Origin of the sequence: Pseudomonas sp. RA_35y_Pfl2_P32 (genome assembly GCF_963970735.1) — a bacterium.
GTDB lineage: Bacteria > Pseudomonadota > Gammaproteobacteria > Pseudomonadales > Pseudomonadaceae > Aquipseudomonas.
Genome location: NZ_CAXAQF010000010.1, coordinates 65,669 through 88,789 on the forward strand (window position 1 = coordinate 65,669; position 23,121 = coordinate 88,789).

General features: G+C 60.0%; 9 protein-coding genes. 5 read left to right on the forward strand and 4 right to left on the reverse strand.

The features are described from left to right. Window positions 1-2: 2 nt before the first annotated feature. From AACY45_RS11925 to AACY45_RS11935, 3 genes are read right to left on the reverse strand one after another with little or no spacing between them, the layout of a single operon-like run. Window positions 3-4,607 carry a SpvB/TcaC N-terminal domain-containing protein gene (locus tag AACY45_RS11925; protein WP_339545651.1) on the reverse strand — a complete coding sequence of 1,535 codons (4,605 nt, stop codon included), beginning with the start codon at window positions 4,605-4,607 and terminating at the stop codon, window positions 3-5. Continuing rightward, window positions 4,604-9,451, reverse strand: a complete 4,848-nt coding sequence (locus AACY45_RS11930) for a Tc toxin subunit A-related protein (RefSeq protein ID WP_339545652.1) — start codon at window positions 9,449-9,451, stop codon at window positions 4,604-4,606. The genes AACY45_RS11925 and AACY45_RS11930 overlap by 4 nt, the downstream gene beginning before the upstream one ends. Before the next feature lie 9 nt (window positions 9,452-9,460). Next, a complete protein-coding gene (locus AACY45_RS11935) occupies window positions 9,461-13,030 on the reverse strand; it encodes a Tc toxin subunit A (RefSeq protein ID WP_339545653.1) in 3,570 nt (1,189 codons plus the stop codon). Between the two features lie 391 nt (window positions 13,031-13,421). On the opposite strand from AACY45_RS11935, the gene AACY45_RS11940 reads away from it, so the two are divergent. The 3 genes from AACY45_RS11940 to AACY45_RS11950 all read left to right on the forward strand — a co-directional run bounded on the left by AACY45_RS11940 (window position 13,422) and on the right by AACY45_RS11950 (window position 19,919). After that, window positions 13,422-18,425: a hypothetical protein gene (locus AACY45_RS11940; protein WP_339545654.1), complete on the forward strand. Its 5,004-nt coding sequence runs from the start codon at window positions 13,422-13,424 to the stop codon at window positions 18,423-18,425. A gap of 170 nt (window positions 18,426-18,595) precedes the next feature. Further along, window positions 18,596-19,060, forward strand: a complete 465-nt coding sequence (locus AACY45_RS11945) for a multidrug transporter (RefSeq protein WP_339545655.1) — start codon at window positions 18,596-18,598, stop codon at window positions 19,058-19,060. A 34-nt stretch (window positions 19,061-19,094) separates the two neighbouring features. Next, window positions 19,095-19,919, forward strand: a complete 825-nt coding sequence (locus tag AACY45_RS11950) for an SDR family oxidoreductase (protein WP_339545656.1) — start codon at window positions 19,095-19,097, stop codon at window positions 19,917-19,919. 580 nt (window positions 19,920-20,499) lie between these two features. On the opposite strand, the gene AACY45_RS11955 is transcribed toward AACY45_RS11950, so the two are convergent. Continuing rightward, window positions 20,500-21,381: a LysR family transcriptional regulator gene (locus tag AACY45_RS11955; RefSeq protein WP_339545657.1), complete on the reverse strand. Its 882-nt coding sequence runs from the start codon at window positions 21,379-21,381 to the stop codon at window positions 20,500-20,502. Between the two features lie 110 nt (window positions 21,382-21,491). Here AACY45_RS11955 and AACY45_RS11960 point away from each other — a divergent pair, with 110 nt between their 5' ends. Next, the gene (locus AACY45_RS11960; RefSeq protein ID WP_339545658.1) at window positions 21,492-22,715 is read left to right on the forward strand and encodes an MFS transporter; all 1,224 of its coding nucleotides are present in this window, start codon (window positions 21,492-21,494) and stop codon (window positions 22,713-22,715) included. Further along, a complete protein-coding gene (locus AACY45_RS11965; protein WP_339545659.1) occupies window positions 22,715-23,110 on the forward strand; it encodes a DUF4440 domain-containing protein in 396 nt (131 codons plus the stop codon). The genes AACY45_RS11960 and AACY45_RS11965 overlap by 1 nt, the downstream gene beginning before the upstream one ends. Window positions 23,111-23,121 lie beyond the last annotated feature (11 nt).

The window sequence follows — 23,121 nt, forward strand, 5'->3', positions numbered from 1 at the left end:
CGTTAAGTCCCCCATGGTGTTCGCCGTTGCTCAGGTGGCGGGTCGAACAGATCGTTCTCATCGAAGGCGATGGTGTACCAGGTGCGGTAGTGCTGTTCCCGACGCAAGGGTATGGCCTGAGGCGGGTTGCCTTGCAGCATTTTGCGCGCCAGCACAGTTTCGCTCGGGCGACCGGCCGCGTCGTAGAACTGCTGGTCGTGATAGGCATGCTGGCGCATTGAGTGATCGTTGATGTAGCGCGGTTGATCGGCAAAGTACGGCCGGTAGATCCGAACCTTTTGCCCTTTGTTGTTGTACTCGACCGGCTCACTGACCCGCCAGCGCCGTGGCACTTCGGCTTCCTGCGGTGTGCCATCGGGCTTGAGTTGCAACTCGCCGTTTGCATCGACCAACCAGGACTTGCCCGGTTCGACCTCCTGCTTGGTTTGCAAGGTTCGGCCAAAACCATCCCAGCACTGAATACTCACCCGCACTTGCATCTCTGGATCGCCCGGATAGCGGTCAGCCAACAGACTCACCCGGTACACCGGCTCACGCTGCGCACCGTCAATCTGTTGCTGGAGAATCAGCTCGTCCGGCCCGGGGTTCTCAAGGTCGGCAAGGTGCTGCCGGGCCCTGTCGCACAGGTGCCCGCTGGGCAGGATAAACCCCTGGCTACGCGCCCACGCCAGCCACGCCGGGGGCGGTGGCGATTGTTCGGCAACCCGCCCCATCCAGCTGAAAGGGTCGGAAAAACTGGCGCTGGCGAAATTTGTGATGGCTTTTTTCGGATCGGCAATCGCCAGCCGAGGGTCACTGTCGGGCGGCGGCACGTAGGTCTCCAGTAGATAGAAACCCACGGGCAAGCCCAACTCTGTGCCGTGGAAACTGCTGACTTTGGGTTCGCCAAAGGCCGTGTAACGAGCCTCCTGGATATTCTGATTGGCATCCTCGATGGTTGCCGGCAGGAACGTGCAGTAATCGATGTCGAGGCTGCGGGTGGTGCAGCCGTCCGGCAAGGTAACGGCCGTGACGAGGCAACCATAGTCGTCGTAGCTCACCTGGGTAATGCCATGGCTTTGCGTCGCCTGGAACGCCTTGACGTTATAAAAACCCTTCAGCCCATGGTACGTGGGGAAACTGCGGTGCACGGCCCACAGGTAGTTTTTTGCCTCTTGCGGGTCCGCCGGCGGTGGCTGTTTCACCTCGGGCAGGAACCCCTGCATGATGTGGTAGCCGACCTCCCTGGACTCCAGCTTCTCCTTCAGGTTGAAGGGCATATTACCTTGCTCGTCCTTGAGTTTGTCGTAGGCCTCCAGGGCCTTGGCATCCAGTTCCGCCGTCTCGATATGGCCAGGCAAGCCTTCAAAGGTTGCGGTGCCCGGGGCCAGGCTTTGACCGTCAAGGGGGTCGAGGTAGTGCTGCAGCGACATGCCGGTCAGCACCGCTTGCTGTGACCATTCGCCACCGTCCTGGCTCATCTCAAGCAGGTATTCATGATTGATCAGGCTGGGGTTCAGTGCCTGTTTGTCCAGCACCAGAGCATTACCACGTTGCTGATAGGGCAAGCCCAGGCGCCAGGCCTCGGCGTCCGCCAAGTGAATGTGCGATGCCCGGGTCTGCGTCAGGTACCAGAACTGTTGCGCCTCGTCATGGGCGTCCTTCCACCAGGTGTTCTGGTGCTCGTCATTGAAGGGCGGCGTATTGTCGAGGGACTGGCGCCGCGCGTAGTGCACATTGACGGCGTGGATGACCAGGCCATATTGATCCCACTCAAGGTTGAGCTGGTGCTGGCATAACGGGTCATCCGCGAGTTCTGGTTCGTAGTGGTAACTGATCGACTCCAGCTCCAAGACCTGGAGCACGGCATAGGGATGATGCGCGCCTTTGGGGCGCAGCACCTGCACGGCATAACGATTCTCCTGGACAACGTAAGGCACGGCAGTAGCCGGATCGTCATCCGCCCGGTAGACCTCCGAGTGCATTATCCTGCCGCTCAGGCCGCGGGCAATTTCACGGGCACTGTCCTCGTCGGGTGTGACCAGGCCTTGCACGGCGCGATCAGTGAAAGGGTAGTCCTGCAGGCGCGTCGGCTTGAGTGCAACCGCCAACGGATCCCTGGGGTAATAGCCGTCTCTGCACGCATCAATAGCCTCGCCCACATGAAACCAGGTCCGGGTCAGGATCGGCGCCGTGAAACCGGGACTCGCCCGCTCCGCCGCGCCGGCCTCGGTATCGACCTGCTCCACCTGGCGAAAGCCACGAAACTCGCGTTCGAAACGATCGTAGAAGCCGCCTCGGTAAGCGTACCCCTGGGTCAGGCGATTTCCGGTGATCTCATCAAACTGGGTTTGCTGACTGACCAGGTGCATGGCAAAGGGTAGATGGGAGACCGGGTTGGCCACACCGGCGTCGTGCTGCTCACGCTTTTCATCCAGCCACTCCTGGGCCGAACTGCGGTAAGTCACCCGGCTGCTGGCACCCATGTTGTTGCAGGTGCCGTGCATCAGGTAAGGCTTGTTCTGGACAAAGTCGTAGCGCCAGTGGCGGGGTGTCATGTGCGGCACGCTGACAATCAGGCTGGAGCAGCCCAACCCTTGCAGGTCGGCGGTGCTGACCTGGCAAAAACGGTCGTAACGCACGCCTTCGGGCCAGGGCAGGTCGACGCTGGTGGCCGCATAGCCAGTACCGGCATGATTCATGAACACCCGTACGCGATCGGGTTCCAGGTAAATCAAGTCAACGGCGCCCGAGCCGTCGAGGTCGGCCAGCAACACCTGCGACGCATTGAACTGGGTGTAGGTGAACGGCAAGGCACAGAGCACGAAGCCCCTGCCGAAACGTCCTCGGCCCAGGTTCGGCCAGCATTTGACTTCATTGTGGCGCAGGCGCACCAGATGCTGCTGGCCGCTGCCCAGTACATCGGCGAAGGCCACCAGTTCGCTGGGGGTGTTGCTCAGCAGTGGCAGGTCGTCGTCCGCTTGCACGCTGTCATCGGGATGGGGCACGTCAATGCCGTGGGCGAACCCGACCTCCCGCAGGTTGGCGTACAGGCGCACGCTACGGGTGCCAATCAATGCCACGTCGCTCAGGCCGTCTCCGACCAGGTCGGCCAGCCGTGACTGAGGGTGGAAGAACTCGCTGGGGAAGGCGTCGAAGCTGACGAAGCGCGACCAGTTACGCTCAGGATCAAGGGTGAAAAATCCGCTGAGCCCCGGTTGCGCGATCACCCAGTCCAGCTTGCCATCGCCCGTCAGGTCGGTCAGGGACTGGTGCAGCGGTTGGCTGCTATCGGCCAGCGGAATGTGCTCCAGGCGTTTCCAGGCGCTGTAGCCCACCGCGTCCCCCCCCGCCTCGCCCCGTATCGGTTCGCGGTAATACCAGGCCTGATCATAACGACAGAGTATCCCCGGCATGCCTTCACCGTAGAGATCCACACACTGGAACAGCTGTCCGTCGTTGAGTCCGGGCATGTCCGGGAACTGCGAGTAGCCCTGCGGTGGCGGGTCGAGGTCGAATGGCTGGTACACAAACTCCATCGGTGGCCGACTCTCAACCTGCCCCAGGCTGTCATAGGCCTGAATGTGCGCAGCCGTCAGGTGGTTGTAGCCAAGCCCGCTTGGCCGGTGGTCCAGCAACAGGCGCTGGACCAATACCGGGGCATCCCCGAGCTCCATGGGGAAGTGATGGAACATCAACACTTGCCGGCACAAGCGCCGCGTTCCCAGTTCAAACCCGTAGGCATAGCTCCAGAAGGGATCGCTGCGCTCCAGCCAGGGCTGCTGCTCAGCGAAGCCCGGCACGACTTCGAGATTGGTGCAGCGCTCGCCATAATCGAACACCAAGTGAAAATGCCATTGCTGGTCCTTCCAGCTATCGGCGACCCACGCATACAACTGCCCATCCGCCTTTTGATTGCCGTAGCACACGCGCTTGAGATAACGCTGGGCGCGATAGTCGCGCAGCTGCGGGGGGGCGGGTGCGTCCACTTCGGCCTTGTACTCGTAGACGATATGCTCGCCCCGGGTATTGAGGCTTTCGTCGATCATCCAAACACCCACATGCCGTGGATTGTTCGGATCACTGCGCCGCGAGTCGGCGGTCTTGCCATACAGGTGCAGGCTGCCATCGGCACTGTGGACCAACCAGAACCCTGCCGGGTCGGTTGCACTACTCCAATGCTCGATCAGAGCAAACCCGCCCTCGACGCGCGGCCAATGTCGCACCACGGTATGGGGCGAGCCCAGCGCCAGACCGCGATACGTGCTGACGATCCGGCTGATCGGCTGACCATCGTCCTGATTGCGCTCGGGCATCCACACCTCACCGTCCGGCCCCACCACCTGGTCGTTGCCGTCAAAATTCGACACGCCCTTGGTGGTACGCAAGGTGATGGCGTTGACCGTCAAACGCCAACCGATACCGAAGGGGCTATTGCCGACATCGCTGCTATAGCCCAGCCCCAGCGCCGGGGCAAAGCCACGCCCCCGGGAAATCGGCAAGACCAACTCGGTGGACCCGGCGCCATTGATGCCCCCCGCGCTGCTGCCCTTGCCAATGCTCTGGATAGCGCCGCCGCCCTTGGGCAAGGAAGGGGCATTGATTTCAATCGGGGCTTGTTCGTTCATAGCGAACCCGCGCCGCGCCTGGCGGTATAGGAAACATGCACGATGATGTCGGTCAGTGATCTGAGCATGGCCTCCTGGGTCGTCGGGTTGGGGAAGGTCAGGATCCAGCGGGAAATGGCCCCGGTGTATTCGAAGGGCAAGTAGCGCTCATCCTGGAAGTTGAGCTGGAACTGGCCGTAGTCATCGACGCCGTGGGAAAGCGCTATCTGCTGGCTGGGCCTGAGATTTTCCTTGATAGTGCCGACCGTGGCAGCCATTTCAACCTTGCTGTAGCTCTGGCTCAGCACCGCGCAGATGTCCTGGTACGGGCCAACGGTAACCGGCAGGCTGACGCTGATGGTCTTGATGCGACGCAGGTAATGGGCCTCGCCGGCGTAGTCGTCGTCGAACATTTTTTGCGTCAGTTCAAACTCACAGGTGCCGCTGCTGACCAGCGAATCTTTGATTTCTTCCCACGTTTGGTTGATGGCTTCGTCGTCCTTGGCCTTGAGTTCCTTGAGTGATACGGTTTTGCGGATCTCCAGGTCGCGCTGATTGTGCTGCACATACTCACGGTACATTTGCTGCAGGCTCACCTTCAGCTCTTCGCCGGCTCCCAGGCCCCGGTAACTGTTGTTCCAGGCGCCGGGCCGAATGAAGGTCTGGGTGAAGTCACCCATCTCGTACTGCCAGCAGGCCTCGGCCGCCTGGCACAACGATTGGGCGGTGGTGTAGGCGCTGTAGTAGAAACCGGCGAACTTGCTGTTGAGCCAGTCATAGGTCTGAGACTTGCTGAAACGGTTGCTGCCCAGCAGGAAATCATGGGTGGCCTTGGCCTGGTTCAGCGCCGTTTGCGACTGGCGCAGTTGCAATTGGGTGGCGATGTGCTGCGCCTCAAAGACCTCGAGCTGCACCTTGATTTGCGCGGCCTCGAGTTTTGCCTGGTCGCGGGCTTGGGTCCATTCTTGCGCACGGCGGCGGTAGTGTTCATAGAGCCCAATGGTTTCACTTGCGCTGTGCAACTCTCCTGCGACACCTTGTGCAGTCGCTGCCAATGTTCTAGTCAATCCCTCAAGGCGCCAACCGCCAACCATTGAAAAGGCAAACCCAACACCTACCCCAGCACCAAACATGTTGGGAGGAATTTTAGCGAGTTCACCAACCGCCACGGCCGTATTCGCAACGCTCTCGGAAACTCGAGCACCCAGCTGCAAGCTACCGGCCAAAATTTCTCCACGGCTCACGCCTTCGTTCACCAACTTCTCGTAATAGCTGACCCGTTGCGCGATGGTTGCCTGACTGGCCAGCAGCGCCTTTTTGTTCGCTTCGTCGATTTTCCCAGCCTGGACCTGAATATCCAGCGCCACCTTCGCCAGGTTCCAGGCCTGCTGTTGTTGCAACTCCAGGTATTGCGCCTGCTCCTTGCGCTCGATCAGCGACAGCAGGGTCGAGCCGAACTGCATCACACTCTCCACCGCATTCTGCGCCAGGGCAAACATGAAACCGAACCGGTAATGGGGAATCTGCGGGCTCAACAGTCGATTGAGCGCAGCCCCCGACAACCCCTGGGCCGAGGCGGCGAGCAACGCGCGAGGGTCCAGTCGCGCGGCAAACAGCGGCAGGTTCAAGGCGCTGCCCGCCATGTCGAGGTTATGCCGCAAGTTGTACAGGCGACTTTCGGCCCGATCCCAGCGCTGGATCAGTTCCGGGTTGAATGAGCGGCGCAAATAGGGGTTGTCGACGCTCAGCACGCCGCGGTCTTCGGCGTAAGGTCGCAGGCACAGCAACGGCGCAGCCTGGGAGTCCGGGGCGGGGCCGATCCGCTGCGGTGGATGGTCTTGCAGGTGCTGGTGTGCGCTGACCAACTGTTGCTCGAATTCACGCAACTCGGTATTGCTTGCCGTACTCAGCGTATGCAGGCTGACGGACGTCCAGTCATCCACCTGCCAGACATCCGGGCGCGCGCCGAGCAAGTCGAGGATGCGCACATAGCGTAGCTTGGCTTCGGCCAGCCCGTCCGGCGTCAGCTCGCGGTAGGCGGCATCGGCCTGGTTGCTCTCGATGTCGATGTAAAGCCCGTACAGTGCCTTGCGAAAATGTACCGGAAAACTGAGGGCAATCAGGTGTGGGTCGTACGGATTGGCAAGCGACTGACTGGGGTCCATAGGCTGAGGCGATACGGGTTCCTCCAGCGGTACGGCCTGCCAATAGCCGGGGTGCCCAGGGCTACTGCTCTGGCGCGCGGGGTCGAAGGCATATGCCAGCCACTGCTTGGCCACCTCGTATTGCTGCTCCTGGTTAAAGCGGTGTGCCAGCAGCCACGGCACATAGAGAAACAGCTCCAGAAAATACAGGCCGTAGGCGCCCGAAAAATCCATGGGCTCAGCGCCCTGGCTTTTGGCGATGGGAGGCTCCTTCAGGTTCTGGGTTTCCCAACTCAACAGGGCGTCCATGCCGATCTCGGCACGCTCGATCAAGTGCCTGGCAAAGACCGTGTTCATACGGATTGGCGCCCGCGCCTCCCCTAAGTCCCCAGCCTCGTCAGTGACGGCAATGCTTGAACCGGTAAAGTCAATGAATTGGGCCTTGCCCAGGGACGGGCTGTCGTCCACGGACGGGGCGTTGATGCTTGGTGCCACTTGCAGCGTTTGATTGAGCGCTTCTGCCCAACCGACGGTGAGGGCCTTGAGAGCACCACCGATGAGTTGCCCATTCTCATGAATCAGCACCCCGTAAATGAGCGGTATCGTCAGGTTTTCCGCGGGCCACTCACCTGGCCAGCCGTCGGGCTGGTGCGTGGTCTGATCGATCGAGAAGGTGTAGGTGAGCGTTGAATCCTTGGCTAGAGTGGAGACAAGGGGGAGGGTCACCAGTTCGCGCATGTGCGCGAATGTCGTGGGCTTCTCATCCCTCACGTCAATGGGGTGCGCGACAAATAACTGATACTGGTAAGGTCCCGATTGAGTGCTCGTCACCTTCGGGCTGAGATACAACTTTTTCCATCCGCCCGCATAACGCCGACACTCTGTGAGGTAGTTATTTTCAGAGTGAAGGATATCGTCCAACATGTGTTTGTAGAGGCGTTTACCCCTGAGCGAGGCTGAACCTCCTTTTGGTGTTCTGGGTATCGAGAATGAATCGTCACCGGTACCACGTTCTATAATGAGATTCTTCCACCCCCCGTTGGTCGTGAATTGAAACGTGGCATTTGACTGATCCAACCAGTCGGTGCCCGTAGGTTTGATAACAGAGCCCTCCAGCAGAATATAACGTGAGTCATGAAAGCTGGACTCATTGAACACCAAGGTCAGTTCGAAGAGTTCCAATTCTGTATCAGTTCTATCAAAGATAGACAATGTGACGGTTTGAACATCACTAAAACTCTCCTCCAAGCTGACAGTCAGTTCAATGTTGGAACGGGCTTTATCGTAAATAATTCCGTTATTGTTTACGCTCGCCTTTATTCGCGACTGCCACTCGTTAAAATCCCAGGTGTTCTTTTCTTCCTTCGGATCAGTGTTCGTGACCGCACCAAAATCAGGCAGCCCGGAGGGCAGCCAGTACTGAAATCGGTTGCGGTTTTTATGCGCAAAAATACGCCCGATCAGTCGCACATGCCCCTGGCTCGGATCCACATGCAGTGGCGTGAATGCTGTGACAGATCCAGAGGCAGGAAACAACGAGCTCACATGGAAGTTTTTGTCGATTCGCACCGTTCTCAGAAAATCATACTTGTCATCTTTTCCTGTTTCTGGTGTTCCAGCGGGCACTTCTGGGCCAGGTTGATAGTTGGAATACAACATCAACACCATCGACTCGGGTGACGTCGAGTGGTCATACACGGCGATGGTCTGGGTTTGGCTCGCTATTTCTTCCGGCGTTTTTTCGATCAGCGCGGGCGTCTGGCAATAACTTTCGATATAGACCCGTGGCGTGCTCCAGCTGTCATCGTATTTCTTGTAGCTGGCGTACAACCGGAACCGTGGCCGCGTCTTGATGGAATTCTGTACTGTGACGCCGGACACTTCGGACGCCATCGCGTCCGGGTCCTGGTATTCCACCTCGGCCCAGATCACGAACAGCCGATTATTGAACCAGCATGGCCGGATCGTATGTTCCAGGGCGCTCTCGGGAATTGGCACGTTGGCCCGTTGCCAGTCCGTCCAGGCCGCGGGCAGCGGTTTGTCGTACTTGGTGGGAATATCGCCAGTCTGCGCCGCCGACTCGATCACCGGGCGCTGGCACATGTCCAGTGAACGCCAGTAATAAGCGCTTTCCGCCGGGGACTTGGCGATGAAGTAATAGGGGCTGTTGGCAAAATGTTCACCGTCGATATAGCCGTTACACACCGTCAGGTTGGAGATTTCCTCGAAGCGCGCCAGGTAGGCCAACACCGCCGCCTGCACCGTCTCGGGCTGGATCTGCGCCTGGTTGATATCGTTTTCCAGTTGCTCGAAACTCGCGGTCTTGGTCAGGCGCAAGGTCGGGTCCAGATAGATATCCGGAAAGTGCTGCAACTGCTGAATGGCTGCCCAGATCGGGTAGCGATTCAAGCCGTCGCCCCAGGCTTTGACCTGATGGGGCGTAAGACTGTTGTCGCCATAGCCTGGCTCCATGTTCAACATCATGCCGTTGACCAATTGCTGCAAGCTGGCAATGGCACAGGCGACTGGGCTGGTGGGCACTTGCTGGGCGATCAGCACGTCCAGTAACAGGAACTCGTACAGGTCGTTGGCGGTTGTGATCTGCGTGACCAGCCCCTTCTCGATCAGGTACGGGTTGTTGGGCACGTACTCATGCAAATACAACCCCAGCATTGCATCACGCCATGCCTCATTGAGTGAGGCGTCGATAGAAATCGTCATGACTGCTCCTTACACACTGGTAGGCGTTGAGTGAGCGCCGGGATGGGCGGCCATGACCGCCTCACCCACTACCTTCCACTCATCCAAGGTACTGGCGGCGTTGAGTGCGGTGGCCTGCAGCAATGCCTTGGCGGACAAGCCACTGGCCTGGCAACTGGCCTGGCAACGGCGTATCCAGTCGACCTGAGCCATCGTGCAGGCCCGCTTTGACTCCAGCCTGGCGGTCAGGAGCGCAATCTCTGTCTGCGGCCATTCCAGCAACCGGGCCAGGGCGCTATTGGCGGTGTCACTGGCGATCTGGCGCAGCGCTTTATTTTTCAGTTTCGCCGGGGCCGGGTTCGCCAGGTTGAAGTAGCTGAGCAAGGTATCCTCCGTCTGGCTCTGACCGTGCAGCCAGTGGCTGAAGCGCTCCAACAGATAGAGTTCGGCGAGCGAGGGCTCGCTGTTGGTCAGCGGGTATTGTTCACCCCCCAGCCAGTGCGGGTTGATCAGGAACAGGCGCAGGGCGCTATTGCTCAAGCGCAGTTGCAGAACGATTTCGGCATGCCGCGAGATGCGCTGGAAGTGCTCGGTCAGCGCCGGCCCGACTGTCTCTTCAAGCGCATCGTGCAGCACGGCATAGACCGAAGAGTGGGCCCACTCCATCACCGCGACACAACGCTCCGGTGCGAGGTGGGCGGTTTCCTGGAACAGCCTTTCGAGCAACTGGGTTTGCCGGTCGTGTGCATCCAGCAACAGCTCCAGCAGCTTTTGCCCACAGAGCTGCTTGACTGCCGCGCTCAGCGTGAGAGGTTCGATCAGCTCGTCTATGCCCGCCATGAGCCAGGTCCGTGGTTCATCAGTCAGGCTCAGGGGACGGTCCAGTCCTGGCAACAAGCCCTGTTGATCGAGCAAATCGTGGCTGATCAACAACTCATACCACTCGATAACGGCAAACGCCGATGCCTCATCCTCGCGCGCAGGCAGGTCGAGGGCCGCCACTTGCGCCGCGGTTACCGTGCTTAACACAACATCACCCTGCAACTTGGCCAGACGCTTTTGCAGGTCGTCCGTCAATGGCTGCTCGCCGCCATCGTCCGCCAAGGCGATCAACAGGGGAATATTCGGCCCCAGGCGTTGCTGCAACTGGGCAACACTCTGCTGGCTGTCTTTGAGCCACTGGGTGGCCCAGTCCAGTTGCATCAGCACATCGAGGATGTCCGGGACATCCGCTTTTTTCCGCGGACTCAATCGACCACTGGCCAATACACTCTGGTAGTCCTGACCACCGAGCAGGGTCGCCAGGGTCAGCAGCTCGGCCACCGTACAGCCAAACAACTGGGCAATGCGGGCCTGGCGAAACAGTGAGGATACGGTCGGTAAATCACGCATGAGCGGCCCGAGCGCCGAGGTTTGCCGGGCGATCAACAACAAGGAGTCGGCGGTCGGTTTTAAGCCCAGGCCGGCACACAATTGCAGCACCGTCTTCTGGTTGGCGGCGGTGGCACTGGTGGGGTCGAATGGGGTTTGATCAAGGATCAACGGCGTGTCAAACAGGCGCACCCGATTGAACACCTGATCGAACAGCGGTACTTCATCCTTGCCGCTGGCATAGGGCGTCAGGTCATGCATCAGCGCGGCGAACTCCTGGGGATCGATGCCATGGCGCTGGCTCAGGTAGCGATACACCCCCAGTACCCGCAGGGTGTTTTCGTTGAGCTCCAGCCCCAGGTTCTCTTCGCCCTCGGCCCGGATGGCACTGACGATCAGGGTGTCGAGTTTGGCAAAGGGGATGTTCGTCCAGCGCTGCAGGCGGATCATGCGTTGCAGGCGATCAAAACGGTTGAGCGAGGTTTTGGTCAGGCGCCAGGTTTTGCTGTCGCCGGTGTCGACTTGCTGGAGGTCCATGGCATTGTCGAGTTTGTCCCGCAGGATGGATTCGGCTGTAGGCGGGACAACACTGTCGAACTGGTCGCTCCCGGTGCCATTGACGTAACAGGCACCGTAATGGTTGGAGTAGGGGAACGGGGCAGTACTGGTGTCTTGCAGGTTTTTACTCGGACAACTGTCTGACAGACGCACCGCGTAAGCACGTCGCGACAACAGCCTCTCAACCTGTTCGGCCTGCAGCCCGGTGCGCTGCATAAAGGTGTTCAAGTCGGCGAGGAATGTCACATCGGGGTCTGTGATATCGACGCCGTACGCGTTTGTGACGCCGTCCTTTTCTGCGGCCGTCAGTTGGTACTGCTCGTCCAGCGTGATCGTGTAACGCCTGCGAAGCACTTTTACCCAAGCGTCCGTGGTTCCGGTGGCCATATTCAGATCAAAGCTGACCGAGTAGCCCGCCGCCTCGGGAACGGGCAATGCGGTTGGGGTGGCGATGCGCGCGCAAATGTTTGCAGTTGAATTTACATGCATCGAATTGAGCCGATACTTGCCGGTGTTGGCTGCCGAGCCCGAACTCAGCGCCAGGGTCACGGTAATGGGCTCTGCCCCCCCCTCCTTGCGAAAGCTCACTGGAACAAGCGTCGTTGAGTTGTTAACCGGGTCAACCGGTGCAATGGCCAGAGGATCAGCCGGGCCAATGTCGTCTTCGTCGTCTTGCTCTGCTGGCAACAAGTAACAGATCGAGGTCCGTACATGAGGATTGAGAAGGCCGCTGCCAACACCCTGCTGACCATGGGTCAAATCGCTCAAGCTACTGCGGTTCAAGTAAACGTGACTGAACGGCGAACGCTCAATCAACAATGTCTGTTGTTGCGGGCTCAACCCGCTCAACAGCCGCTGCGCCTGCACCACTGGCTGGGCGCCCTGGCCATAACGGTTAGTGGCGGCCTGCTCCAGCGGCAGCCATTCACTGGCCCGATAGTTCAGTTCACCCAATACCGGCTGCTTGCCCGACAAGCCCAAATGGCATTGCTGATGATAGAAGTTGTAGGGCAACACAAAGGGATAACGACGCTCGCTGAGGACCTGATAAATCGACTTGCCCTTGTCTGCCGGCAGGCCACTGAGGTAGGTCTGAAGGTTCGCACTCAACACGCCGTTAACGATTTCCAGCATCGGCCGTGGGGTAAAGGTACTTTCGTGAGTGATCAGCAGGTCCTTGAGGTCAGGGCGACGTTCATCCAGCAAGAGGCGCTGGGCGTCGGTGCTGGTGGCCTCCAGTTGCCGGACAAAGCGCCGCAACTCACTAAGGTAGGCCACCGGAGAATCCATGGCGGCCAGCGCGCCCACCTTGCAGAACTCGTCCCAGTTCTCCTTGAACAGATTGGGGAAAGTCGGTCCCTGCGGCACCAATGCACGAACACCGCTGCGCTGGGCCAGTTGCTGGAACTTGCCTGAAGAGGTCTTGTATTCGCGATACAGGCGCGTAATCAACACCGCGTATCCCATGGCGTTGTCATAGGCCAGGCCGGCGTCGACATCGCTGTACACCGCCAATTGTCGAATGAACTCAGGCCTGGACAGGCGGACGATGTCGAAGACCGAACTCATCGCCATTTTCCGCATGGCCGCCGCAAATGGGCTCTGCCCTGCTTTCGTTGACTTATTGGCGGCGATAAGTGAATTCATCAACGAGTTGTGCTCGGCAGTCATGGGACATTCTCCGGCCAGGAATAGACATGATGGGAGTGCCTGGCTAGATCAAACTAACGATAAACAGCGGTTGCGTAACCTGTCAGACCTGACAGGTATTGGGGGATAGTTAGAGCAAATCGAAATTAATGGACGAGTTGTTATCGCAAGCCTATAAAAAACAATCAACGAGCCGTGTAAAAGCCACTCTATAACGAATCTTTCAGACCCTAGGTTCTCAGTCTTTGAAATTGCGATCCAAGGGAGATGTCTTTAATAACGGTTGTAGGGATAGAGCGTCCGACCGCCTGTCTGAACTGTCATATCTGACAGGTGTCGCCAACCCGCCGTCTCGAGTAGAAGTAGCGTCATTGCACCTGGTGAAAGAACCAGACTCAGGAGCGCTACCCGCATGGCAGACGAAAAAGACGATCTTCAACAACCACAATTTATTCCCGCGCCTACAATCGATGCGCCCAAAGGTAACTACGCAACGCCAGGTTTTGTAATAGAGGCGCATGCATTCCTACCTGGTGCGCCCATTACCAAATGGTGGATACAGATAAGGGTTGGCAACGAACTACGGCATCGGGCCGAGCCGCCTTTTACTTCGTATCCGACTTATTCATCAATGAAATACGAGGTGCCTGAGAATATTCTGGCGCCCGGAGAGGTTTTTTTTGTTCGCGTACAGTACGAAGTTTCCTGGATACCGGAGAGCGAGTGGGCATATACGCAAGATATGACGATGGTCTCTTATCCCCCTCCTCCGGTATTCACCGGGCCAACAGCACTGACGAACAGACGACCGACCTTCAACGGCACAGGTTATGAGGGCGCGACGGTATATGTTACCCAACAGAACCAAGCAAGCCCTATTCTGGCATCAGCACTAGTCATCAATGGCGCTTGGCAGGCAACTCTGCGCTCCGATATACCTGATCTTCCGGCGGGTCCCTATGAGGTCTCCGCTCAGCAAATCTTCAAGGACATGGCCTCTCGCTGGGTCAATCCCCCATTCGTCATTCAGGTGAAGCCGTCCGATCCTGTAATCGTTGGTCCTGAAGAGGAGGACGTCATAGATCACGGCGGGATTTTCTATGGCAACCATGGTTATTCCGGACCTGGCTCGAGGGTAACACTGCAACAGGAAGGCGGTCATGAGTGGGCTCACGCCTTCCCGAACGCTAATGATGGTAGTTGGTCCTCAACACCACTGCCTCTGGACATCGGTTATGGACGTAAAACACTCTATGTTCGCGTTGATGTCGAGAATTATCATTCTGAGTACGTAGTGCGAAATTTCACCATCAGGCCACCTGTACCGTACATCACGGGCCCCACAGCGGCGACAACCCCCCAACCGACAATTACGGGTACAGGGTCTGAGAGAGCCACAGTCAATGTCGTGCAACAGAATCACGCAACGCCTGTTCTGGCGACTGCGATGGTAGTCAATGGCACCTGGGAGGCGCCGTTAAGTTCAGGCAGCGTTAGTCTTCCAGCAGGACGCTTTTGGCTTTCTGCCCAGCAGATCATCGATGCCACGGAGTCCAAATGGTTAAACCCACCGTTCGAACTCAAGGTAAAACCACCAAAACCCGCGATCAGTGCGGTCTCTAACCCGGTTTCACCAAAACAAGTGCTGACCATTACCGGTGTTTACTCCGCCACCGTCACTCTGGAGCTGTTCACTGAGGAGGGTATAAAAATTGCGGGGGCGTTCAACACCACTGCGACTGGTAGCACCTTCACACCGACGGCGGACTGGCCGGCGGGCAACACTCGGGTCAAGGTCGTGCAGGCCGTGGACAGCGTCCCCTCCGACTCCAGCGATCTGCGTCTGATTACCCGCATACCAGCGAAGCCTGTAATCACCCCGCCTCCGAACCCAGCCAGCGCGAAAGAGATACTGAACATTACTGATGTTCATTCCAGCACCGCCACCCTGAAGATGATCACCGTGGCGGGCGACACGGTTGAGGGTGAATTCCTCGGTTCGAGTGATAGCCGACGTTTCATTCCGGCGACAGAGTGGACACCGGGCACCACTGAGGTCCAGGTCGTGCAAACCGTGAACGGCCTGGACTCCGACCCCAGCGATCCGTGTTCGATCACCGTGAAGCCAACAATACTGTGGATCGATCCACCTCCACGCCCGCCCGCACCCAGACAATCGCTGATCATTACCCGCGTTTTTTCCGGCGCTGTCACCCTGAAAATTATCAATGCGGCAGGCGCCATCGTCCCCGGCACCTTCAACACCACAGGAACTTCCAGCACGTTCACACCGACGGCAGAATGGCCACTTGGTGTCAACCAGGTCCAGGCTGTGCAAACCGTGAACGGCCTGGACTCCGACCCAAGCGATCCGCGCTCCTTTACCGTGACGTTGGAGGCGCCTGCAATCACGTCGCCTCCCAACCCGGCCACTCCGACACAAGTGCTAACCATCACCGGTGTTTATTCCGGTACCGGCACGACCACCCTGGAAATACTCACTGAAGCAGGCACCAAAATCGCTGGTACCTTCAGCGGCACGGGTACGAACCGTACTTTCACGCCGACAACAAACTGGCCGACAGGCACAACCGTGGTCAAGGCCGTGCAAACCGTGGACGGCGTGGTGTCGGCCCCCAGTGGTCTGCGGCGCATTAACATCAAACCCGCGAAGCCGGTGATCACTCAGCCGCCGACCCCGTCCGCACCAAAACAAACACTGACCATTACCGGAGTCTTTTCCGGCAATGTCACCGTGGAGGTTTTCACTGAGTCGGGCGCCAAAGTCGCCGGCGCAATCAGCGGTACGGGAACTACCCGCACCTTCACCCCAACAGCGGACTGGCCGACGGGCACCACCCAGGTCAAGGCCGTGCAGACGGTAGGCGGCGTACCCTCCGACCCCAGTGATCTGTGTTCGATTGCCGTAAAACCGGCGAAACTGGTGATCCAGCCGCCGCCCACCCCGTCGCCCCCAAAACAGCCGCTGACCATTACCGAGGTCTATTCCAGAGCGGGCACCGTCACCGTGGAGCTCTTCACTGAGGCGGGCGTCAACGTCGCTGGCAACTTCACCGGTACGGGAACTACCCGCACCTTCACCCCAACAGCGAGCTGGCCGAAGGGCACCACCCAGGTCAAGGCCGTGCAGACGGTAGGCGGCGTACCCTCCGACCCCAGTGATCTGTGTTCAATTATCGTGGAATTGGTGACACCGCCAACGCTGGTGATCACCCCGCCACGTCCCCCATCCCCCCCAAGGCAGCAGTTGAGTATTTTTGAAGTTTTGCACAACGCCTCCAGCGTGGAGATCTTCACTGAGGCGGGCGTCAACGTCGCTGGCAACTTCACCGGTACGGGAAATCCCCGCACCTTCACCCCAACGGCGGACTGGCCAACCGGCACCACCCTGGTCAAGGCCGTGCAGACCGTAGGCGGCGTATCCTCCGACCCCAGTGATCTGATTCCGATTACCGTCAGACCCAACACGCCCACACTCGCGCAGCCTCCTAACCCATCTGCCGTAAGACAGACACTCAGCATCACCGGGGTCTATTCCGGCACCGTGACCGTGAAAATCTTCACGGAAACCGGCAACGAAGTCACCGGTAACGTCACCGGCACGGGAGCCAGTCGCACCTTCACGCCGAGCAAAGACTGGCCACCAGGCGACACCCGGGTCAAGGCCGAACAAACCGTAGGCGGCGTACGCTCCGAATTCAGTAATCTGGGTTTGATTGCCATCAAACCCGCGAAGCTGGTAATTGCCCAGCCACCTAACCCGGCCATCCCAAGACAGACGCTGACCATTACCGGGATCGTCTCCGGCACCGTGGAGATCTCCGATGAGACGGGCACCAGATTTTATGGCGACATCCGCGACACGGGAGCTAGCCACACCTTCGTGCCGATCAACGACTGGCCGATGGGCACCACTCAGATCAAGGCCGAACAGTTCGTAAACGGCATGCGCTCCGACCCCAGTGATCTGTGTTCGATTACCGTAAAACCGCCGAAACTGGTGATCCAGCCGCCGCCCACCCCGTCCTACCCAAAACAGCCGCTGACCATTACCGAGGTCTATTCCAGAGCGGGCACCGTCACCGTGGAGCTCTTCACTGAGGCGGGCGCCGAAGTCGCTGGTAACTTCACCAGTACGGGAGACGGTCGCATCTTCAGGCCGACCAACGATTGGCCACCGGGCATCAACAAAGTAAAGGCCGAACAGACCGTAGGCGGCGTACGCTCCGACCCCAGTGATCTGCGTTCGATTACCGTAAAACCGGCGAAACTGGTGATCCAGCAGCCGCCCACCCCGGCCACCCCAAAACAGCCGCTGACCATTACCGAGGTCTATTCCAGAGCGGGCACCGTCACCGTGGAGCTCTTCACTGAGGCGGGCGCCGAAGTCGCTGGTAACTTCACCGGTACGGGAGACAGTCGCATCTTCACGCCGACCAACGATTGGCCACCGGGCATCAACAAGGTAAAGGCCGAACAGACCGTAGGCGGCGTACGCTCCGACGCCAGTGACCTCTGCGTGTTCACCGTGCAGGAGCCGGTCGGGCCCGATGCTCCGCGTTTTGATCTGCCGTTGCCCAACTCACAAACACCGTCGCGCCCACAGATTAAGGTCGTGGGTCTGCCCGGGGCCTTGATGAGTGTGCGATTTTTCGAAGGCGAGGTTTGGCACGAGCAACTGGCGGATGCTGAAGGGCGGCTGATGTTCTCGCCTGCCGCCCCTCTCGGTCCAGGGCACATTAGTCTCCAGGTGAAGCAGAAGTCGGATGGGGCAGAGTCGCCGTGGAGCGAACCGCATGATTTCATGGCACTCCCCAGGCCGAGCACCCCAGCGGTCAACAGGCCGACTGAAAGCAGCGCAGTCTCGCGCAAGCCGCAAATCTCAGGTTCTGGCACCACAGGCGGGGAGATTCATTTGCGCGACGTGGATGCCCCGGACAATCTGCTCGGCACGACGGCGGGCCGGAGATCCTGGCGTTGGGCGGCCACGGAAAACTGGGCCCTGGGTTTTCATCGAGTTGAGGTGCAGCAAGAGGATCGAGGTGATGACTCTGAATGGTCAACACCTCGCAGGTTTGAGGTGGTTGATACCCTGTACGAGTTTGTCGCTGCCGATACGGTGCTGGCTCAACCTGCGGTGAGCTGCGACGCGAGTGTGGTGTTGCAGGTCCAGGTGGTGTCCACGAATAACAGGCAAGGGGTTCAAGGGGTAAGTGTCGAATGGTATGTCGATGATGAACCGATCGCCCGGGAGACGACCCTGACCGACCAGGAGGGCAGGACCCGTTTTGTCTACTCGCCGGAATCACCCGACGAGCACTGGGTCGAGGCCGCTATCACTCACGAAAACCAGGGGGTCGCGACCACGCAACTATTTGTCGTGAAAGCGGTGTAAGCCCACAGCCCGGAGCAGAAAATAGCGCCCTTTCTCGCTGGAGAAAGGGCGCTTGCTGCCAATATCCCCTCGCCTGCCGCCCTGGCACACACCCTGTCGCTCAACCCGCCATGGCCAATCTCCTCTACGCTTAGGTAGGATGGCTCCCCCCCTACCCGAGGTTGCGCGCCATGTTCATCGGCGTTTTGCTGGTCATTACCTGGTTGACCCTGTTGTTGCGTTATCCGGCCAAGGCGTTGCCTGTGTCCTTGGCGGCGGCGCTTGGATTGGGGTTGGTGGCGATCTGGGTGGTATGGCTGGACAGCCGCGAAGTCAAGCAGCTGGCGCGCCTGGAGTTGCGCATCACCTATGCCCCCGATCAGTGCCCGGCGGACCGTCCGTTGCTGCTGAAAATGAACAACGGCAACGCTGTGCCGCTGACCGAATTGCGTTGGCGGATCGCCGCTTATGCGCCGGGGGACACGATCAACCTGGCCGACAATCAATACGCAGCGCCGCGCTACCGCGGTCCCGGTGAATTGCAGGCGGGTGCCAACTGGCAAGACTGCCTGCCGATGCCCCCCCTGCGCCCTGGCTATCGCCCGCAAACGCTGGAGTTTCGCGCCGAGCGTTTGCAAGGTAGCTTCTCCGACTGAATCCCCTCTCTGCTGACTGCACAAGGATCGCGCCATGCCCATCGCGTTAATCACCGGTTGTTCCAGTGGCATCGGCCGTGCCCTGGCCGATGTGTTCAAACAGGCCGGTTACCAAGTATGGGCCACTGCGCGCAAGGCTGAGGATGTGACGACCCTGGCCGCCGCCGGTTTCACCGCTGTGCAGTTGGACGTCAACGATGGCCCGGCACTCGAGCAATTGAGCGAACGGATCAACCAGCAGCATGGCGGCCTGGATGTGTTGATCAACAATGCCGGTTACGGCGCCATGGGGCCGTTGCTCGATGGCGGGGTGCCGGCCATGCAGCGCCAGTTCGAAACCAATGTGTTCGCCATCGTAGGCGTCACGCGCGCGATGTTTCCCGTGCTACGCCGGACCAAAGGGCTGGTGGTGAACATCGGCAGTGTGTCCGGCGTCTTGGTCACGCCGTTCGCCGGTGCCTACTGCGCGTCCAAAGCCGCCGTGCATGCGTTGAGCGATGCCCTGCGCATGGAGCTGGCGCCGTTCGGTGTGCGGGTGATGGAAGTCCAGCCGGGGGCCATCGCCTCCAGCTTCGCCAAGAATGCCAGCCACGAAGCCGAGCAGCTGATCAGCGAACAATCGCCGTGGTTCCCGCTGCGCGAAGGCATTCGCGCCAGGGCCAAAGCGTCCCAGGACAAACCGACCGCCGCCAGCGAATTCGCCGCCGACCTGCTCAAGGCCGTGCAACAAGACCGCCCACCGCGCCTGCTGCGCCTGGGCAACGGCAGCCGCGCCCTGCCGCTGCTGGCGGGGTTGGTGCCCAAGGGCTTGCTGGAGTCGGTACTGATGAAACGGTTTGGTTTGCGCGGGCGGCTGTGAAGGTGGGAGCGAGCCTGCTCGCGATGGCGCCGCAACATTCAATGTTGATGGCGCCTGACACACTGCCATCGCGAGCAAGCTCGCTCCCACAGGGGAGACTCGTACACCAGAAAAGGCAGGCCGGCCGGTAGGCCGCCTCGCCCGCCCTTACCACTCAGGCCAACCGGCAGGTCGCCGTGCTCTGGCTCTTGATCTTGATCCACCCGCCCCATCGGCAGGCTGAGCGAAGGTGTCCATCAGGGGGAGGCGCGTAGCGCCATGCGGCGAAGCCGCATACATCGAGAGGAGGTGCAGCGAAGCAAACCGGAGGCGATGCCCCCGGATGGATACCGTAGCGAAGGAACCCCGAGCCTTGGCGAGGGGCCGAACGCTCGGGGCAAGCCTTTTTGGTTACTTTTTCGGCGTCTGGAAAAAGTGACCCGCCGTAAGGGCGGAACCCTAAGCCGCCGTTACCGCAGCAACGGATATGCCCACAAAACCAAGATCAAAAGATCGCAGCTTCGGCGCGAGATCTGTGGGCACCCAATACCACTGTGTACGAGCCAGCTTGCGATGACGTCCAAACAGACACCCGCCTACCTCAGCTCCATTGCTTCATGAAATCAATGAACGCCCGCACCTTCAGCGGCAGGTGCCGGGTGTCCGGGTACAAGGCATACACCCCCTGCAGGGCAAATCGGTGATCGGGCAACAAGCGTTGCAGACGTCCGTGCTGCAGATCTTCGGCAATCAGCCACTCAGGCAGAATCGCCACCCCCTGCCCGGTCAACGCAAACGCCCGCAGGGTCGCGGAGTTGTCGGCGATGATCGCGGTTCTCCCCGGCAGCGGTTGATAGACATGCTCGGTGCCCGCAGGGTCGGTAACCGTCAACTCGGGCACCCGGCCGTGCCCCAGGGTCGGCAGTGCCTCCAGCTCGGCCAGACGGGTCACCGGCCCATGGCGTTCGAGCAGCGCCAGGGTCGCCACCGGATAGATCTCGAAGGTCGACAACTGCACCGCGCGCAGGTTGGAGTCGTGCATACGCCCCAGGCGAATCGCCACGTCAAACCGTTCGGAAATCAGGTCGGCATGGGTCGAGGACGTCGACAAGTGAATGTTCAACTGCGGATGTTGCTGGCGGAACACCTCCAGCGCCGCCACCACCTGGGCCAGGGCAAACTCCAGGGTGGTGGTGATCCGCAGCGTGCCCTTGAGCTGGGTGTGCTCGGAACGCGCCTCCTCGATCGCCAGGCGCGCTTCATCCAGGGTGCGCAGGCAGCGCAGGTAAAAGCGCTCACCGGCGTCGGTCAGCGCCAGTTGCCGGGTGCTGCGGGTCAACAGGGTCACCCCCAATTCGGCTTCCAGACGCTTGAGATTGAAGCTGACCACCGCCCGGGTCTGCCCCAACAGATCGGCCGCGGCGGTCAACGAGCCGGCCTCGACCACGGCCTTGAAGGTATCAAAACGGTCCAGGCTGACCATGCTGATGGCATTCCTTGTCAAAATAATTTTGACAAACTAGCAGGCAAATCAGTGTTTCTCTAGCGCTTCCAGCGCCCTACCCTGCCCGTCTCTTTGACCGGGAAGTCGTCATGGCCTATCGCTGGAAAGTCGCATTGGTGTATCTGCTGGGGTTCGCCCTCGACCTGATGAACATGTTCGTCGCGAGCATCGCCTACCCCGACATCGCGCAGCAGTTGCAGGCCTCGGTGACCCAACTGGCGTGGATCAGCAACGCCTACATGCTCGGCCTGACCCTGATCATTCCTTTGAGTGTGTGGCTGGCGGCGCGGTGCGGCGAGCGCCGGTTGATCCTCACTTCACTGCTGCTGTTCGGCGGCGCTTCGCTGCTGGTGGCTGGCGCCCAGTCGATTGAAGCGCTGATCGGCTGGCGGCTGCTGCAAGGGCTCAGCGGCGGCCTGTTGATCCCCCTCGGCCAGGCCCTGGCGTTTCGCCAATTCCCGGCGCAGCAACGGGCCCAGTTGACCACCTGGGTGATGTCGGTGGCGTTGCTGGTGCCGGCGCTGTCGCCGGCCGCGGGTGGGCTGATCGTGCAAGCGTTGTCGTGGCGCTGGGTGTTCTACCTCAACCTGCCGCTGGCCCTGCTGGCCCTGGTGCTCGCGGCTTGTTGGCTGGAGGCCGATGCGCCGCGTACCCAGGATGGTGCGGGCAAACGCTCGGCCTGGCTCGATCTGCAGTTGTTGCACAGCCCGTCCCTGCGCCTGGCCATGTGGGTCTACCTGTTGATTCCCGGCGTGTTCATCGGCACCAGCCTGATCGCCGTGTTGTACCTGCACCAACAGGGTTGGGGTAACGCGCAGATCGGCGCCCTGATGCTGCCTTGGGCGCTGGGCTCGGCCCTGGCGATTGCCGTCGGCAAACGTGGTTTCGAACGCTGGGGCCCCAAGCCGTTGCTGGTGGTCGGTGCCCTGCTGCAAAGCCTGGGCATTGGCCTGCTGGTGCTGATCGAGCAACCGCAAGGCGGGTTGCCGGTGCTGGCCTATGCCTTGATGGGCCTGGGTGGCAGCCTGTGCAGCAGTTGCGCGCAGACCCTGGCCTTTATCGACATTCTTCCTGCGCGCATGAACCACGCCAGCGCCCTATGGAACATCAATCGGCAACTGAGTTTCTGCCTCGGCGGCGCCGTGCTGAGTGGCTTGCTCAGCGTCCTCGGCCCGCACTCGGCGCATGCCTTCGAGCGCTGTTTTCTGGCTGCCGCACTGCTCTCGCTGGTACCGCTGTGGGCCGTACTGCGCTTTGATTCATCGGGCGTGAAAGCGCTCGTCACCGCCCACCCACACCTGGAAAAAACCTGATGAACGACTATCGCGATTACTTTTCTGAAATCACCCAGACCCTCGTCGACATCGAGCAATGGTTCGCCGGCACGCCCGACCGGGGGGTACTGAGCCGCTTGCTGGCGCGTTTCTCCCCGCCGTTCTCGATGATTGCCCCCAATGGCAACAGCCTGGACTTTGCGGCCTTGCAGCAACTGTTCGAAAGCCTCGGCGGTGCTCGCCCAGGGTTGCGCATCGACTTGAGCGAACTGCACGGGCTCGACCAGCATGCCCATGGCGCGACCCTCAGCTACCGCGAACTGCAGTCGGATGCCAGCGGGGTCCTCAACGATCGCCGGGCCACGGTGGTGATCGAGAAGTTACCGTCAGGCCAGTTGCGGTGGCGGCATTTGCACGAAACCTTCTGCCAATGAAGGGGGCCCCG

Coding starts and splice junctions, on each gene's coding strand:
- AACY45_RS11945 (WP_339545655.1), top strand. CDS start 18,596: ATGTTCATCGGCGTTTTGCTGGTCATTACCTGGTTGACCCTGTTGTTG.
- AACY45_RS11965 (WP_339545659.1), top strand. CDS start 22,715: ATGAACGACTATCGCGATTACTTTTCTGAAATCACCCAGACCCTCGTC.
- AACY45_RS11930 (WP_339545652.1), bottom strand. CDS start 9,451: ATGACGATTTCTATCGACGCCTCACTCAATGAGGCATGGCGTGATGCA.
- AACY45_RS11940 (WP_339545654.1), top strand. CDS start 13,422: ATGGCAGACGAAAAAGACGATCTTCAACAACCACAATTTATTCCCGCG.
- AACY45_RS11925 (WP_339545651.1), bottom strand. CDS start 4,607: ATGAACGAACAAGCCCCGATTGAAATCAATGCCCCTTCCTTGCCCAAG.
- AACY45_RS11960 (WP_339545658.1), top strand. CDS start 21,492: ATGGCCTATCGCTGGAAAGTCGCATTGGTGTATCTGCTGGGGTTCGCC.
- AACY45_RS11950 (WP_339545656.1), top strand. CDS start 19,095: ATGCCCATCGCGTTAATCACCGGTTGTTCCAGTGGCATCGGCCGTGCC.
- AACY45_RS11955 (WP_339545657.1), bottom strand. CDS start 21,381: ATGGTCAGCCTGGACCGTTTTGATACCTTCAAGGCCGTGGTCGAGGCC.
- AACY45_RS11935 (WP_339545653.1), bottom strand. CDS start 13,030: ATGACTGCCGAGCACAACTCGTTGATGAATTCACTTATCGCCGCCAAT.